Origin of the sequence: Serratia sp. CY33525, assembly GCF_052169115.1 — a bacterium.
Taxonomy (GTDB): Bacteria; Pseudomonadota; Gammaproteobacteria; order Enterobacterales; family Enterobacteriaceae; genus Serratia; species Serratia sarumanii.
Window position 1 is genome coordinate 40,618 of record NZ_JBJNLK010000003.1, and the last position, 14,780, is coordinate 55,397.

17 protein-coding genes are annotated in these 14,780 nt (G+C 60.7%); 13 read left to right on the plus strand and 4 right to left on the minus strand.

Features of this window, described 5'->3' with window-relative positions:
- Positions 1-29 precede the first annotated feature (29 nt).
- The 10 genes from hflX (at position 30) to ACJ8IM_RS08960 (ending at position 11,494) form a co-directional block, all read left to right on the plus strand.
- On the plus strand, positions 30-1,310 hold the full coding sequence (gene hflX / locus ACJ8IM_RS08915) for a ribosome rescue GTPase HflX (RefSeq protein WP_004933675.1): 1,281 nt from the start codon (positions 30-32) through the stop codon (positions 1,308-1,310).
- 68 nt (positions 1,311-1,378) lie between these two features.
- Positions 1,379-2,629 carry an FtsH protease activity modulator HflK gene (hflK, locus tag ACJ8IM_RS08920; protein WP_101455730.1) on the plus strand — a complete coding sequence of 417 codons (1,251 nt, stop codon included), beginning with the start codon at positions 1,379-1,381 and terminating at the stop codon, positions 2,627-2,629.
- Between the two features lie 3 nt (positions 2,630-2,632).
- Positions 2,633-3,637, plus strand: coding sequence for a protease modulator HflC (gene hflC, locus ACJ8IM_RS08925; RefSeq protein ID WP_033648702.1), 1,005 nt, complete (start codon positions 2,633-2,635; stop codon positions 3,635-3,637).
- A 63-nt stretch (positions 3,638-3,700) separates the two neighbouring features.
- Entirely contained in the window at positions 3,701-3,901 is a 201-nt protein-coding gene (locus tag ACJ8IM_RS08930; RefSeq protein ID WP_004933666.1) for a DUF2065 domain-containing protein, read from the plus strand.
- A gap of 98 nt (positions 3,902-3,999) precedes the next feature.
- Positions 4,000-5,298: an adenylosuccinate synthase gene (locus ACJ8IM_RS08935; protein WP_033654892.1), complete on the plus strand. Its 1,299-nt coding sequence runs from the start codon at positions 4,000-4,002 to the stop codon at positions 5,296-5,298.
- Positions 5,299-5,531: 233 nt separating this feature from the next.
- Positions 5,532-5,957 carry a nitric oxide-sensing transcriptional repressor NsrR gene (nsrR, locus tag ACJ8IM_RS08940; RefSeq protein ID WP_033636784.1) on the plus strand — a complete coding sequence of 142 codons (426 nt, stop codon included), beginning with the start codon at positions 5,532-5,534 and terminating at the stop codon, positions 5,955-5,957.
- 59 nt (positions 5,958-6,016) lie between these two features.
- Positions 6,017-8,491, plus strand: a complete 2,475-nt coding sequence (rnr, locus tag ACJ8IM_RS08945; protein ID WP_049212695.1) for a ribonuclease R — start codon at positions 6,017-6,019, stop codon at positions 8,489-8,491.
- Between the two features lie 61 nt (positions 8,492-8,552).
- On the plus strand, positions 8,553-9,284 hold the full coding sequence (gene rlmB, locus ACJ8IM_RS08950) for a 23S rRNA (guanosine(2251)-2'-O)-methyltransferase RlmB (RefSeq protein WP_004933653.1): 732 nt from the start codon (positions 8,553-8,555) through the stop codon (positions 9,282-9,284).
- Between the two features lie 116 nt (positions 9,285-9,400).
- On the plus strand, positions 9,401-11,029 hold the full coding sequence (locus ACJ8IM_RS08955) for an isovaleryl-CoA dehydrogenase (RefSeq protein ID WP_033654894.1): 1,629 nt from the start codon (positions 9,401-9,403) through the stop codon (positions 11,027-11,029).
- Between the two features lie 66 nt (positions 11,030-11,095).
- Entirely contained in the window at positions 11,096-11,494 is a 399-nt protein-coding gene (locus tag ACJ8IM_RS08960) for a DUF350 domain-containing protein (RefSeq protein WP_033636787.1), read from the plus strand.
- Here ACJ8IM_RS08960 and ACJ8IM_RS08965 read toward each other — a convergent pair.
- Both ACJ8IM_RS08965 and bsmA read right to left on the minus strand, forming a co-directional pair.
- The gene (locus ACJ8IM_RS08965; protein WP_033638652.1) at positions 11,491-11,766 is read right to left on the minus strand and encodes a DUF1471 domain-containing protein; all 276 of its coding nucleotides are present in this window, start codon (positions 11,764-11,766) and stop codon (positions 11,491-11,493) included. The genes ACJ8IM_RS08960 and ACJ8IM_RS08965 overlap by 4 nt on opposite strands.
- Before the next feature lie 122 nt (positions 11,767-11,888).
- Entirely contained in the window at positions 11,889-12,197 is a 309-nt protein-coding gene (gene bsmA / locus ACJ8IM_RS08970) for a biofilm peroxide resistance protein BsmA (RefSeq protein ID WP_033648696.1), read from the minus strand.
- 127 nt (positions 12,198-12,324) lie between these two features.
- On the opposite strand from bsmA, the gene yjfP reads away from it, so the two are divergent.
- Positions 12,325-13,077 (plus strand): esterase, encoded by a 753-nt coding sequence (yjfP, locus tag ACJ8IM_RS08975; RefSeq protein ID WP_033654895.1) that lies wholly within the window; start codon positions 12,325-12,327, stop codon positions 13,075-13,077.
- Positions 13,078-13,200: 123 nt separating this feature from the next.
- A complete protein-coding gene (locus ACJ8IM_RS08980; protein ID WP_033654896.1) occupies positions 13,201-13,563 on the plus strand; it encodes a hypothetical protein in 363 nt (120 codons plus the stop codon).
- A 96-nt stretch (positions 13,564-13,659) separates the two neighbouring features.
- On the opposite strand, the gene ACJ8IM_RS08985 is transcribed toward ACJ8IM_RS08980, so the two are convergent.
- Together ACJ8IM_RS08985 and ACJ8IM_RS08990 are read right to left on the minus strand one after the other, a co-directional pair.
- A complete protein-coding gene (locus ACJ8IM_RS08985; protein ID WP_033654897.1) occupies positions 13,660-13,926 on the minus strand; it encodes a DUF1471 domain-containing protein in 267 nt (88 codons plus the stop codon).
- 10 nt (positions 13,927-13,936) lie between these two features.
- On the minus strand, positions 13,937-14,143 hold the full coding sequence (locus ACJ8IM_RS08990) for a hypothetical protein (protein ID WP_125863085.1): 207 nt from the start codon (positions 14,141-14,143) through the stop codon (positions 13,937-13,939).
- 236 nt (positions 14,144-14,379) lie between these two features.
- On the opposite strand from ACJ8IM_RS08990, the gene rpsF reads away from it, so the two are divergent.
- Positions 14,380-14,778, plus strand: coding sequence for a 30S ribosomal protein S6 (gene rpsF, locus ACJ8IM_RS08995; RefSeq protein ID WP_004933634.1), 399 nt, complete (start codon positions 14,380-14,382; stop codon positions 14,776-14,778).
- Positions 14,779-14,780 lie beyond the last annotated feature (2 nt).

Consider the following 14,780-nt stretch of genomic DNA (forward strand, 5'->3'; position numbering starts at 1 on the left):
GGTGAGTGTCCGTTTGAGAGGTTGCACGCTTGTTTGACCGTTATGAAGCCGGTGAGCAGGCCGTACTGGTTCATATCTATTTCTCGCAAGACAAAGATACGGAAGACCTCAACGAGTTCGAATCGTTGGTTTCCTCAGCCGGTGTCGAAGCTTTGCAAGTGGTGACCGGTAGCCGCAAAGCCCCGCATCCGAAGTACTTTGTCGGCGAAGGAAAGGCCGAAGAAATTGCAGATGCGGTGAAAGCCAGCGGCGCGTCTGTTGTCCTGTTTGATCATTCCCTTTCCCCGGCGCAGGAAAGAAACCTCGAGCGCCTGTGCGAATGCCGGGTGATCGATCGCACCGGGCTGATTTTAGACATCTTCGCCCAGCGTGCCCGCACCCATGAAGGTAAGCTGCAGGTGGAGCTGGCGCAGTTGCGTCACATCGCCACGCGTCTGGTACGCGGCTGGACGCACCTGGAGCGGCAAAAAGGGGGGATTGGCCTGCGCGGGCCGGGGGAAACCCAGCTTGAGACCGACCGTCGCCTGTTGCGCGATCGCATCAGCTTGATTCTGCGCCGCCTGGAGCGGGTAGAAAAGCAGCGTGAACAAGGCCGACGCGCGCGGACCCGCGCCGATGTGCCGACCGTATCGCTGGTGGGCTACACCAACGCCGGCAAATCCACCCTGTTTAACCGAATAACGTCTGCCGAGGTGTATGCGGCGGACCAGCTATTTGCCACCCTGGATCCTACGTTGCGGCGCATTGACGTGCCGGACGTGGGGGATACCGTGTTGGCGGATACCGTAGGCTTTATCCGGCACCTGCCGCACGATCTGGTGGCCGCCTTCAAGGCGACGCTGCAGGAAACGCGCCAGGCATCTCTGCTGCTGCACGTCATCGATGCCGCAGATCCGCGCGTCGATGAGAACATCGAAGCGGTGAACACCGTGCTGGCGGAGATAGACTCGGATGAAATCCCTACACTGTTAGTGATGAACAAAATAGATATGCTGGACGATTTTGTGCCGCGTATCGACCGCAACGACGAAAACCTGCCGATCCGGGTGTGGCTGTCCGCCGCCAGCGGAGAGGGTATTCCGTTGCTGTATCAGGCGTTGACGGAGCGCTTATCGGGGGAGATCGCGCATTACGAATTGCGCTTACCGCCACGGGCAGGCCGTCTTCGCAGCCGTTTTTACCAGCTTCAGGCGATTGAAAAAGAGTGGAACGAGGAGGACGGCAGCATTGGCGTGGTGGTGCGAATGCCGATCGTCGAATGGCGTCGTCTCTGCAAGCAAGAACAGGACCTGATTGACTTTATCGTATGATCATATCCTGTTACATTTATGCTTCGCGAAAGCCTGAAGTACCCAATCACAGAATATGGAGCTAAAACATGGCGTGGAATCAGCCCGGTAATAACGGACAGGACCGCGACCCGTGGGGGAGCAGCAATAACAATGGCGGCAACTCTGGCGGTAACAACAAAGGCGGTCGTGATCAAGGGCCACCTGATTTGGACGATATCTTCCGCAAACTGAGCAAGAAATTGAGCGGTTTCGGCGGAGGCAAAGGCTCCAACAGCAATAGCAGCGGCACCGGCACCTCTGGTCCGGGCTTCAGCGGCCGCATTATCGGTATCGCGGCGGTGGCCGTGGTGGTGATTTGGGCCGCCAGCGGCTTCTACACCATCAAGGAAGCCGAGCGCGGCGTCGTGACGCGTTTCGGCAAGTTCAGCCACCTGGTGCAGCCGGGCCTGAACTGGAAGCCGACCTTTATCGACGACGTGCGTCCGGTGAACGTGGAATCCGTGCGCGAGCTGGCGGCGTCCGGCGTGATGCTGACCTCCGATGAAAACGTGGTGCGCGTGGAAATGAACGTGCAGTACCGCGTGACCAACCCGGAAGCGTACCTGTTCAGCGTCGTCAATGCCGACGACAGCCTGAGCCAGGCGACCGACAGCGCCCTGCGCGGCGTGATCGGCAAATACTCGATGGACCGCATCCTGACCGAAGGCCGTACCGTGGTGCGTAACGATACGCAGCGCATGCTGGAAGAGACCATTCGTCCTTACAACATGGGCATCACGCTGCTGGACGTCAACTTCCAGGCGGCGCGCCCGCCGGAAGAGGTGAAGGCGTCGTTCGACGATGCGATCGCCGCGCGTGAAAACGAGCAGCAATATATCCGTGAAGCGGAAGCTTACGCCAACGAAGTTCAGCCGCGTGCGAACGGCCAGGCGCAGCGTCTGCTGGAAGATTCCAAGGCTTATAAAGACCGTACCATCCTGGAAGCGCAGGGTGAGGTGGCGCGCTTTGCCAAACTGTTGCCGGAATACAAGTCCGCTCCGCAGATCACCCGCGAGCGTCTGTATATCGAAACCATGGAAAAAGTGCTGGGCCATACCCGTAAAGTGTTGGTGAGCGACAAAGGCAACAACCTGATGGTGCTGCCGCTGGATCAGATGCTGCGCGGTCAAGGCGCGGCGCCGGAGAGCGGCAACAAGGATACCAGCCTGATTCGCCTCAATCCGAATCCTGCGCCGGCTGCCAACAGCAGCACTCCGCGTACCAGCGGCGGTTCGATTATGGATCAGCGCCGGGCGAATGCGCAGCGTGACGACACCACTCGCGTAGGGAGAGAGTAATCAATGCGTAAGTCTTTTGTAGTTATTGTCCTCGCGGTGCTGGTGGTGCTGTACGCTTCGCTGTTCGTGGTGCAGGAAGGCCAGCGCGGCATCGTGCTGCGCTTCGGCAAGGTTCTGCGCGACGGCGAAAACAAGCCGCTGGTTTATGCGCCGGGTCTGCACCTCAAGATCCCGTTCATTGAGACCGTGAAGAACCTGGATGCGCGCATCCAGACCATGGACAACCAGGCCGATCGTTTCGTGACCAGCGAGAAGAAAGACCTGATCGTCGACTCCTATCTGAAGTGGCGCATCAGCGACTTCAGCCGTTACTACCTGGCGACCGGCGGCGGCGACGTCTCCCAGGCCGAAGTGCTGCTGAAACGCAAGTTCAGCGACCGTCTGCGTTCCGAAATCGGCCGCCTGGACGTGAAAGACATCGTGACCGACTCGCGCGGCAAGCTGATGTCCGACGTGCGTGACGCGCTGAACACCGGCACCGTGGGTGATGGCGAAGAAGTGGCGACCACCGAAGCCGATGACGCTATCGCCTCTGCGGCGGCGCGCGTTGAGCGGGAAACCACCGGCAAACAGCCGCAGGTTAACCCGAACAGCATGGCGGCGCTGGGCATCGAAGTGATCGACGTGCGTATCAAGCAGATCAACCTGCCGGCCGAAGTGTCCGACGCCATCTACCAGCGTATGCGCGCCGAGCGTGAAGCGGTAGCCCGTCGTCTGCGCTCGCAGGGCCAGGAAGAAGCCGAGAAGCTGCGCGCCAGCGCGGACTACGAAGTGACCCGTACCCTGGCGGAAGCCGAGCGTCAGGCGCGTATCACCCGCGGTGAAGGCGATGCCGAAGCGGCCAAGCTGTTCGCCAACGCGTTCAGCCAGGATCCGGACTTCTATGCCTTTATCCGCAGCCTGCGTGCCTATGAAGCCAGCTTCAAGGACAACCAGGACGTGCTGGTACTGAGCCCGGACAGCGATTTCTTCCGCTACATGAAGTCGCCTGATAGCCTGCGCAAGTAAGCGCGGCAGGCAATCTGATCGAGGGCCCGTTTACGCGGGCCCTTTCTCGTTTTTGGGGGATGCATGAACTCAACGATTTGGCTGGCGCTCGGGCTGGTTCTGGTGTTGGAAGGATTGGGGCCGATGCTGTTTCCGCAGGCCTGGCGAAAAATGATTGTGGCGATGTCGCAGTTGCCGGACGCGACGCTGCGGCGATTTGGCGGTGGAATAGTGGTTGCGGGCTGCGTGATCTACTACATGTTGAGCGGCCGCACGGGTCTTTAAAGTCTAGCCCAAAATTTATGCAATCGTATGCTAAAAGTGCTGAAAATCGAAAATTACGGTGGTAGAATCCATTTTTAAGCAATCGGTGATTTTGAAAAATGGGTAAGAACGTCGTCGTACTGGGCACCCAATGGGGTGACGAAGGTAAAGGCAAGGTTGTAGACCTGCTGACTGAACGGGCTCAATATGTTGTGCGCTACCAAGGTGGCCATAACGCTGGCCACACTCTGGTTATCAACGGTGAAAAAACCGTTCTTCATTTAATTCCTTCAGGTATTCTGCGTGAAAACGTCACCAGCATCATCGGCAACGGTGTTGTTCTGGCGCCGGACGCGTTGATGAAAGAAATGGGTGAACTCGAAGCGCGTGGCATCCCGGTACGCGAACGTCTGTTACTCTCTGAAGCTTGCCCGTTGATCCTGCCTTACCACGTTGCGTTGGATAACGCGCGTGAGAAAGCGCGCGGCGCAAAAGCGATCGGCACCACCGGTCGCGGCATCGGCCCGGCTTACGAAGATAAAGTCGCTCGTCGCGGTCTGCGCGTCAGCGATCTGTTCAACAAAGAAACCTTCGCCGCTAAGCTGAAAGAGATCGTCGATTACCACAACTTCCAGCTGGTCAACTACTACAAAGTTGAAGCCGTCGATTATCAGGCGACGCTGGACTACGTGCTGTCTATCGCCGACATCCTGACCGCCATGGTGGTTGACGTTTCCGAACTGCTGGACGGCGCGCGCAAGCGTGGCGATCTGATCATGTTCGAAGGCGCTCAGGGCACCCTGCTGGATATCGACCACGGTACTTACCCGTACGTGACCTCTTCCAACACCACCGCCGGCGGCGTGGCTACCGGTTCCGGCATCGGCCCGCGTTATGTGGACTACGTGCTGGGCATCGTGAAAGCCTACTCCACGCGCGTGGGTGCAGGCCCGTTCCCAACCGAACTGTTCGATGAAACCGGCGAGTACCTGTGCAAGCAGGGTAACGAGTTCGGCGCCACCACCGGCCGTCGCCGTCGCACTGGCTGGCTGGACGCGGTAGCGGTGCGCCGCGCCGTGCAGATCAACTCCCTGTCCGGCTTCTGCCTGACCAAGCTGGACGTCCTGGACGGCCTGAAAGAAGTGAAGATCTGCGTGGGCTACCGCATGCCGGACGGCCGTGAAGTGGACACCACTCCGCTGGCGGCTGAAGGTTGGGAAGGCATCGAGCCTATCTACGAAACCATGCCGGGCTGGAGCGAAACCACCTTTGGCGTGAAAGAGCACAGCAAGCTGCCTCAGGCTGCGCTGAACTACATCAAGCGCATCGAAGAAGTGACCGGCGTACCGGTAGATATCATCTCTACCGGCCCGGATCGCAGCGAAACCATGATCCTGCGCGACCCGTTCGACGCATAATCAGGCTTTGCGGCATTAAACAAACCGGGCGCGTCCCGGTTTGTTTTTATCCTGACTCCCTCCGATTGCGGTTTCACGTCAAAAAATCCTTTCATAAACCCGCCTTAGGGCGCGGGATTCGCTAAATAATTAGCGACGAACTCTCCGGCTGGTTTATTATCCAATGAGTAATCTTTTGAATAGCGCCGAAAAGCGGCGTATCAGACGGGTAAAACGATACCCAGAGGTAAGATGTGCAGTTAACAAGTTTTACTGATTATGGCCTGCGGGCGTTGATCTACATGGCCTCGTTGCCGCAGGACAAGATGACCAGCATCTCGGAAGTGACCGAGGTTTACGGCGTGTCTCGCAACCATATGGTGAAGATCATCAATCAGTTGAGCCGGGTAGGTTTTGTCACGGCGGTGCGCGGCAAGCATGGCGGCATTCGCTTGGGCAAACCGGCCGAGAGCATTCGCCTCGGCGACGTGGTACGGGCGCTGGAGCCGCTCGCGCTGGTTAACTGCAGCAGTGATTTTTGCCACATCACCCCTGCCTGCCGATTGAAGCAGGTGCTCCACCAGGGCGTACAGAATTTCCTTGAAGAGCTGGATAAGCATACGTTGGCCGACATGGTCGAAGACAATCCGCCGCTCTACAAGCTATTGCTTGTCGAATAAAACGACGTTGAGAAGACAAGGCTCAACGTCATCCTGCTGATGACAACGGAGGAACCGCAATGTCACAAGATCCATTCCTGGAACGAGAAGCAGAAAAATACGAATCCCCTATCCCCAGTCGTGAATATATCCTGGCCCATTTGGCGAAAAGAGAAACGCCGGCCAGCCGCGAAGAACTGGGCAACGAACTGGGCCTCAGCGGTGAAGAGCAGCTGGAAGCGCTGCGTCGCCGCCTGCGCGCCATGGAGCGCGATGGCCAGTTAGTGTTTACCCGCCGCCAGTGCTACGCGCTGCCGGAGCGTTTGGATCTGCTGCGCGGCACGGTGATCGGCCACCGCGACGGCTACGGCTTCCTGCGCGTTGAAGGCAGCAAAGACGATCTGTACCTGTCTGCCGAACAGATGAAAATGGCGATACACGGTGACGTGGTGTTGGCGCAGGCGCTGGGCGCGGATCGCAAAGGGCGCCGCGAAGCGCGCATCGTGCGCGTGCTGGTGCCGAAAACCAGCCAGATTGTCGGCCGTTTCTTCATGGACGCCGGTACCGGCTTCGTGGTGCCGGACGACAGCCGTCTGAGCTTCGATATTCTGATCCCGGCGGACAGCGTCAGCGGCGCGCGCATGGGCTTTATGGTGGTGGTGGAGCTGACTCAGCGCCCGACCCGCCGCACCAAGGCGGTCGGCAAGATCGTCGAGATCCTCGGCGACAAGATGGGCACCAGCATGGCGGTGGACATCGCGCTGCGCACCCATGAGATCCCGCATACCTGGCCGCCGCAGGTGGAAAAACAGGTGGCCGATCTCAGCGAGCAGGTGCCGGAAGCGGCCAAGAAGGGCCGCGTCGATCTGCGCAAGCTGCCGTTGGTGACCATCGACGGTGAAGACGCACGCGACTTCGATGACGCCGTGTACTGTGAGAAGAAACGCGGCGGCGGCTGGCGCCTGTGGGTGGCGATCGCCGACGTCAGTTACTACGTGCGTCCGCGCACCGCGCTGGACGACGAAGCGCGCAGCCGCGGCAACTCGGTGTACTTCCCGTCGCAGGTGATCCCGATGCTGCCGGAAGTGCTGTCCAACGGGCTGTGCTCCCTGAACCCGCAGGTCGATCGCCTGTGCATGGTGTGCGAGATGACCATCTCCGCCCAGGGGCGCCTGTCCACGGCCAAGTTTTACGAGGCGGTGATGAGCTCGCACGCCCGCCTGACCTACAACAAGGTGTGGCACATTCTGCAGGGCGATCAGGAGCTGCGCGAGCACTACCATCCGCTGGTCAAGCACCTGGAAGAACTGCACGTGATGTACAAGGTGCTGGATAAGGCGCGCGCCGAGCGCGGCGGCATCGCGTTTGAAACCGAAGAAGCCAAGTTCATTTTCAACGCCGAGCGTCGCATCGAGCGCGTGGAGCCGACGGTGCGCAACGACGCCCACAAGCTGATCGAAGAGTGCATGATCATGGCCAACGTGGCGGCCGCGCGCTTTGTCGAGAAACGCAACGAGCCGGCGCTGTACCGCGTGCACGATCGTCCGAGCGACGACCACATCTCCGCGCTGCGCAGCGTGCTGAGCGAGCTGGGGCTGACGCTGGGCGGCGGCAACAAGCCGCAGCCGAAGGACTATGCGGTGCTGATGGATGAAGTGTCCGAGCGCCCTGACCACGAAATGCTGCAAACCATGTTGCTGCGCTCGATGAAGCAGGCGATTTACGATCCGGAAAACCGCGGCCACTTCGGCCTGGCGCTGGCGTCTTACGGCCACTTCACCTCGCCGATCCGCCGTTATCCGGATCTGGCGCTGCACCGCGCGATCAAATATCAGCTGGCCAAAGAACACGGCGAGCCGAAAGAGCGCTGGACGCCGACCGGCGGCTGGCACAGCGAATTCGAAGAGATGCTGCAGTTGGGCGAACACTGCTCGATGACCGAGCGCCGCGCGGACGAAGCGACGCGCAACGTCGCCGACTGGCTGAAGTGCGACTTCATGCAGGATCACGTCGGTGAAGTGTTCAGCGGCATCATCTCCAGCGTGACCGGCTTCGGTTTCTTCGTGCGCCTGAACGATCTGTTCATCGACGGGCTGGTGCACGTATCAACGCTGGATAATGATTACTATCGCTACGATAATATCGGCCAGCGCCTGATCGGCGAATCTTCCGGCACCGTCTATCGCCTGGGGGATACGGTGGAGATCCGCGTGGACGCGGTGCATATGGACGAGCGCAAGATTGACTTCGCGCTGGTGTCCAGCACCCGCAAAGCGCGCGGTGAAGGTAAAACCGAGCGCGATCGCGCCAAGAAGGGCGGCCAGCGCACGCTGCGCGACAACGGCAACCCGGGGCGCGGCAAGCGCCGCGGCGGCAAACCGCCGGCCAACTTCGAGCCGGACAGCGCCTTCCGCAAGCAGGATGACGCCAAGCCCGCGGACAACGTGAAGAAGGCGAAAAAGAAAGCCAAGAAAGCGTCCGACAAAACGCGGAAAATCGCGGCGGCGACCAAAGCCAAACGCGCAGCCAAGAAGAAAGGTGCCGAGCAGGCTTAACCTGCCGCACATCGTTATCATCGGCCGGTTATCGCCGGCCGCACGAATTTAAAAGAGCATCATGAGCGAAATTATTTACGGCATCCACGCCGTCAAAGCCCTGTTAGAGCGCGATCCGCAACGCTTCCTGGAAGTGTTTATCCTGAAAGGCCGCGAAGATCGCCGCCTGCAACCGCTGATCGCCGAGCTGGAAGCGACCGGCATCGTGATCCAGGTGGCGAACCGCCAATGGCTGGATGACAAGGTTGAAGGCGCGGTGCACCAGGGGATCATCGCCCGGGTGCGCGAGGGGCGTCAGTATCAGGAGAACGATCTGCCGGGCCTGCTGGAAAGCGTGGAGACACCGTTCCTGCTGGTGCTGGACGGCGTGACCGACCCGCACAACCTCGGCGCCTGCCTGCGCAGCGCCGACGCTGCCGGCGTGCACGCGGTGATCGTGCCGCGCGACCGTTCCGCCCAGCTGAACGCCACCGCCAAGAAAGTGGCCTGCGGCGCCGCCGAAAACGTGCCGCTGATCCGCGTGACCAACCTGGCGCGCACGCTGCGTCTGCTGCAGGAAATGAACGTCTGGGTGGTGGGCACCGCCGGCGAAGCCGACCATACGCTGTATCAGAGCAAAATGACCGGCCCGATGGCGTTGGTGATGGGCGCGGAAGGCGAAGGCATGCGCCGTCTGACCCGCGAACACTGCGACGAACTGATCAGCATCCCGATGGCCGGCACCGTCTCTTCGCTGAACGTGTCGGTCGCCACCGGCATCTGCCTGTTCGAAGCGGTGCGCCAGCGCGGCTGATTCTTCTGACGGGGGCTTAGTGCTCCCGTTAATTCCCCCTCTTGTGATCCCGCCTGCGGCAGAAATCTCTGCGCCGACCATACTTACTCCTGACGCTTTTCTCAGGGAGCACTCTCATGGTCTGGACTACGCACACCGTTTTTAACCAACCCAAGCCGCTGGGCAACAGCAACCTGTTTCTCTCCGATACGCCGCTGCGCGAAGCGTTGCAGCGCGAGCAGGGCGGCTGGGACGCCGAGGTATTGGCCTCGCTGGGCCAGCAGCTCGGCACCCAGGAGTCGCTGGAGCTGGGGCGCCTGGCCAATGCCAACCCGCCGGAGCTGCTGCGCTACGACGCCACTGGCCAGCGGCTGGACGACGTTCGCTTTCACCCCGCCTGGCATATCCTGATGCAGGGGCTGATCGCCAACCGGGTGCACAACCTGCCCTGGCAGGAGGATGCGCGCATCGGTTCCTTCGTGGCGCGCGCCGCGCGCTTTATGCTGCATGCGCAGGTCGAGGCCGGCACGCTGTGCCCGGTGACCATGACCTTCGGCGCTACGCCGCTGTTGCTGCAGGCGTTACCGGCCGAGTTTCGCTCCTGGCTGACGCCGCTGCTGTCGGATCGTTATGACGCTCACCTGCTGCCCGGCGGGCAAAAGCGCGGCCTGCTGATCGGCATGGGCATGACGGAGAAACAGGGCGGCTCCGATGTGCTGAGCAATACCACCACCGCCGCGCCGCTCGGCGCGCGCGGGCCGGGTGAAGCCTACCGGCTGGTGGGGCACAAGTGGTTCTTCTCGGTGCCGCAGAGCGATGCGCACCTGGTGTTGGCGCAGGCCGAAGGCGGGTTGTCCTGCTTCTTCCTGCCGCGCATTTTGCCGGACGGCAGCCGCAACGCCATTCGCCTGGAGCGGTTGAAAGACAAGCTGGGCAACCGTTCCAACGCCAGCAGCGAAGTGGAATTTCAGGACGCCACCGCCTGGCTGCTGGGGGAGGAGGGCGACGGCGTGCGGCATATCCTGAAGATGGGCGGCCTGACCCGTTTCGACTGCTCACTCGGCAGCCACGGCCTGATGCGCCGCGGGTTGTCGGTGGCGCTGTATCATGCGCTGCAGCGGCAGGCGTTCGGCAAGCTCTTGATCGAACAGCCGCTGATGCGTCAGGTTCTGGCGCGCATGGCGCTGCGGCTGGAAGGGCATACCGCGTTGCTGTTCCGGCTGGCCCGCGCCTGGGAGAGCCGCAGCAATGAGGGCGAGCTGATCTACAGCCGCCTGCTGACCCCGGCGGCCAAATACAGCATCTGCCGCCAGGGCATGCCGTTCATCGCCGAGGCGATGGAGGTGCTGGGCGGCATCGGCTACTGCGAAGAGAGCGAGCTGCCGCGCCTGTATCGCGAGATGCCGGTCAACAGCATCTGGGAAGGTTCCGGCAACATCATGTGTCTGGACGTATTGCGCAGCCTGCACAAACTGCCGGGCGCGCTCGAGATGCTGCAGTTCGAACTGCAGCCGGTGCGCGGCCAGAATCGGTTGTTCGATCATGCCTGGCGGCAGTGGCAGCAGCGCGCCCGGCAACCGAGTGAGGAGATGGGGCGGCTGCTGACCCAGCAGCTGTTCGATCTGTGCTGCGCCGCGCAGCTGCTGCAGCACGCCAGCCCGCAGGTAGCCGACGCCTGGTGCCATCTGACGCTGGATCACCGCGGCGAGAGCCTGCTGTCGGCCGAGGTGTGCGAACTGCTGCTGAACCGCGCCATCGGCGGTTAGGGAAAAGGGTGGCGCGCGGCGGCGAAAACCTTTTTAATTCAGTCTCACTCTGACAGGAAAATGCACATGGATATTCTCAGCGCGTTGGCGGCGTTCGCCTCTTACTTCTTCAGCGGTTTCGCCATGGTTTTGGTGTTTCTGTTCGTCTATACCCGCATCACCCCGCACGACGAATGGGCGTTGATCAAGGCCGATAACCAATCCGCCGCCTTTGCTTTCATCGGCGCTTGCCTGGGGTATGTGATCCCGTTGGCCAGCGCGGCGATCAACTCGATCAGCCTGCTGGATTACCTGCTGTGGGGCGTGGTGGCGCTGGTGGTGCAACTGCTGTTGTTCGCGGCCGTGAAGATCTACATGCCACGCATCAGCGACAAGATCGAAGCGAACCACCTGGCCGCCGGGATTTTCCTGGGGGGCGTCTCCGTCAGCGGCGGCGTGTTGAATGCGGCTTGCATGAGCTATTAAAGGTATAAGATGGCCGAGGCGCGCCAGCCAAGCGGGTGCGCCTGTTCTTCCATCCGCAGGATGCGGTAATAGCTGGCGCCGTGCTGGCCGGCGGTGCGGGCGATGGCCTGCTCCGCCTCCTGCGGTGAACCGGGCAGATCGTTAAAGGTGATCTCGGCGATTTCACTGAGCGGCGTCACGCGATCGGCGGGCGCCAGTTCGGCGGACTGTGCGCCGGTGCTGAGCAGCCCTACTGAAAGCAGGAGGGAGGTGAGTGCGGTGGAGCGTTTCATGGCGTTCCCCTTCGTCAGATCCTGAATCGCACCCGCAACATGCGGCATGCTGTCCGCCAGTGTGCAACACCCTACTTCAGCCTGTGCAAAGCCAGTGTAAATCTGCTTAAAAAATCCCCGCCTTACCGATACAGGATCGCCTGGGAATACCATTGGCCCGGCACGACGGTTTCGCTGTTCATGATGATCACGTAATACCGGGCGCCGGCGGCGGTGGCCTTGCGCTGGATCTCCGCTTCCACGTCCATCGGGCTGCCGCGCACTACGGCGGTGACGGTACCTATCTTCACCAGCTCGGCGGTCTGCGCGCGGACGATCTCCTGCGCCTGTGCGGTGGGCGGCGGCGGCGGTTTCGGCGTGGTGGTCATGATGCCGCAGGCGGAAAGCTGTGCGGCCAGCGTCAGGATGATGAGTGTACGGACAAGCGTCATGATGACCTCGGAAGAGCCGGTAGATGGCTTCAGTGTAACGCAATATAAGCTGGAACAGATTGAGCTAACGCTGGCTGGCGCAAGTTTGTCATGATGAATTGCCAACAGGTGCGATGAGGATGAACGGATGATCGAAATTCATGACGAGCGGGCGGGCGATATCGCGGTGATCCATGCGGTGCCGGCGGGGCAGTATCATCGGCCGTTGCCGACGGTGTTCTTCTGTCACGGCTATACCTCGTCGAAAGAGGTGTACGCCTACTTCGCCTATGCGCTGGCGCGCGCCGGTTTTCGGGTGGTGTTGCCGGATGCCGATCGGCACGGCGAGCGCTTCGACGGCGATGAGGCGCGGCGTCTGGCCACGTTTTGGGAGATCCTGCGCAGCAATATCGACGAGCTGCCGCAGATCAAGGCGCACTTCGAGCGGCTCGGCCTGATTGCCGACGGGCGTATCGGCGTCGCCGGCGCCTCTATGGGGGGCATGACCGCGCTTGGCGCCTTCGCGCGCTTCCCGTGGGTCCGGGCGGCCGCCAGCCTGATGGGTTCCGGCTATTACCGTTCGCTGGCGCAAACGCTGTATCCGCCGTTGGGCGCAGAGGGCGAGGCGCTCTCGCCGGCGGCGTTTGCGGCGCGCACCGCCGTGCTGGCGGAATATGAGCTGGAGGGGCGTTTGGAGACGATCGCCGGGCGGCCGCTGCTGCTGTGGCACGGCGAGACGGACGACGTGGTGCCGGCGGCGGACAGCCTGCGTTTGGCGGCTGAACTGCGCCGGCAAGGTGCGGGCAGCCGTCTGACGTCGCTCGTCGAACCGGGGGTGAAGCACCGCATCACGCCGCTGGCGCTGTCCGCCACGGCCGACTTCTTCCGCCGCGAGCTGTAGTATGCATCCTGGCGCGATGCCTGGAATTGCACCTCTCTGTGCCTGCTGTTTCGGCCATCGTTTGGCCGAATAAAGGGGAGAATGCCAGCGTGAATTCTTTCAGGGTAGCAAGGAGCAAAGGGCATGATAAAAAACATCGGCAGTGCGGACGGTTTAATGGGAACGATGAAAGCACGCGCCGAGCTTAACTCAGCGGCCTTCAGCGAGATGTTGGGGGCCGCCGACGGCAAGGCGCGGCAAAACAAGGCGAATCCGCTGTCGCGCATCACCGCGCAGACGATGCAAAACGTGACGGCGCTGTTCGCCTCCGCGGCGAAAGCGGCGCCCACTCACCCCGCGGCAGCCGGTGCGCTCTCGTTCGAACAGCGGGCGACGCTGGCGGAAAGCGCAGAGCTGCTGCAAACGCGAACGAACTATCTGCGGACGGCGCTGCAATTGCACAATCCGGGCAAGGCGTTCAGCATGCCGGCGCTGCTCAAGCTGTGATGAGGAAAGCGGAGCGCCCAACGAGCGGCGCTCCGGTGCGGACTGAACGGGCTTTCTGATGAAGCCCTGGGGATTTCCCTGGCGTGGCTTGTCTCTTTAGCGATACAGCTCGGCGCTGACGTGCATCGTGCTGTTGTCGCCCGGTTCGTGCAGGGCGATGATGCGATAAGAGGTCGCGCCGCGTTGATCGGCGATTTTACTGACCTGGCTGCTGGCGTCATCCGGCGAAACCACGTTCTGGTTCAGGGTGATGAAGCCGACGCTCTGGCGTTGATCGGCCTGGTGCGACGTGATCTCCGTGGCGGCCATTACGTTGGCGGAGAACAGGGCGGCCAGCGCCGTTGCGAGAATGATGCGTTTCATAGTGCCTCTCTTACTTTTTGCCGTTACGGCCTGACAGCGAGTGTCGCTGCGGCAAAAAGTCATTTATCTGCATTGAATAACCTGGAATCTTTTTCGTCGCGCTGTCTGCGGCGGATATGGTTAATTTTAGTCCGTTGCGGCGGATTAAAAAGCGGGGTCTTTTGATGGCCTCTTTCAAAAAAAGTGAAATAGATTTGTGACTCAGCGCTGATTTCATTGAAAGATTTTTGAAACCGATGGATCGGCGTACATAGGTTCTCCCACGAGCAAATCGTGCTATTTCCCGTAACGCCTCGCATTAACGCGAATAAAACCTACGCAGTCCTTGAGTTTCCCGCCCTGCGTCAGTATGATTACGCGTCATTTTTCAGCCGCACACTAAACACGTTCCTTGCTTCCATGGGCCGCGGTTGACCCTGACAGGAGGCTGAATAATCCGTAAGGAGCAATTCGATGCGTCATTACGAAATCGTTTTTATGGTCCATCCTGACCAAAGCGAACAGGTTCCGGGCATGATCGAGCGTTACAGTGCTACCATCACTAACGCGCAAGGTCAGATTCACCGTCTGGAAGACTGGGGCCGCCGTCAGCTGGCTTATCCGATCAACAAACTGCACAAGGCTCACTACGTTCTGCTGAACGTTGAAGCGCCGCAGGAAGCGATCGATGAGCTGGAAACTAACTTCCGCTTCAACGACGCCGTTATCCGCAGCATGGTTATGCGCGTTAAGCACGCGGTAACTGAAGCATCTCCGATGGTTAAAGCGAAAGACGAACGTCGTGGCGATCGCCGCGAAGACTTCGCTAACGAAACCGCAGATGATGCAGATGCTGGGGATTCTGAAGAGTAATT

What these genes read in the sequence shown, in the direction of transcription:
- hflK (WP_101455730.1), top strand. Translation starts at nt 1,379, where the DNA reads ATGGCGTGGAATCAGCCCGGTAATAACGGACAGGACCGCGACCCGTGG.
- hflC (WP_033648702.1), top strand. Translation starts at nt 2,633, where the DNA reads ATGCGTAAGTCTTTTGTAGTTATTGTCCTCGCGGTGCTGGTGGTGCTG.
- ACJ8IM_RS08930 (WP_004933666.1), top strand. Translation starts at nt 3,701, where the DNA reads ATGAACTCAACGATTTGGCTGGCGCTCGGGCTGGTTCTGGTGTTGGAA.
- ACJ8IM_RS08935 (WP_033654892.1), top strand. Translation starts at nt 4,000, where the DNA reads ATGGGTAAGAACGTCGTCGTACTGGGCACCCAATGGGGTGACGAAGGT.
- rnr (WP_049212695.1), top strand. Translation starts at nt 6,017, where the DNA reads ATGTCACAAGATCCATTCCTGGAACGAGAAGCAGAAAAATACGAATCC.
- rlmB (WP_004933653.1), top strand. Translation starts at nt 8,553, where the DNA reads ATGAGCGAAATTATTTACGGCATCCACGCCGTCAAAGCCCTGTTAGAG.
- ACJ8IM_RS08955 (WP_033654894.1), top strand. Translation starts at nt 9,401, where the DNA reads ATGGTCTGGACTACGCACACCGTTTTTAACCAACCCAAGCCGCTGGGC.
- ACJ8IM_RS08960 (WP_033636787.1), top strand. Translation starts at nt 11,096, where the DNA reads ATGGATATTCTCAGCGCGTTGGCGGCGTTCGCCTCTTACTTCTTCAGC.
- ACJ8IM_RS08965 (WP_033638652.1), bottom strand. Translation starts at nt 11,766, where the DNA reads ATGAAACGCTCCACCGCACTCACCTCCCTCCTGCTTTCAGTAGGGCTG.
- bsmA (WP_033648696.1), bottom strand. Translation starts at nt 12,197, where the DNA reads ATGACGCTTGTCCGTACACTCATCATCCTGACGCTGGCCGCACAGCTT.
- yjfP (WP_033654895.1), top strand. Translation starts at nt 12,325, where the DNA reads ATGATCGAAATTCATGACGAGCGGGCGGGCGATATCGCGGTGATCCAT.
- ACJ8IM_RS08980 (WP_033654896.1), top strand. Translation starts at nt 13,201, where the DNA reads ATGATAAAAAACATCGGCAGTGCGGACGGTTTAATGGGAACGATGAAA.
- ACJ8IM_RS08985 (WP_033654897.1), bottom strand. Translation starts at nt 13,926, where the DNA reads ATGAAACGCATCATTCTCGCAACGGCGCTGGCCGCCCTGTTCTCCGCC.
- ACJ8IM_RS08990 (WP_125863085.1), bottom strand. Translation starts at nt 14,143, where the DNA reads ATGAAATCAGCGCTGAGTCACAAATCTATTTCACTTTTTTTGAAAGAG.
- rpsF (WP_004933634.1), top strand. Translation starts at nt 14,380, where the DNA reads ATGCGTCATTACGAAATCGTTTTTATGGTCCATCCTGACCAAAGCGAA.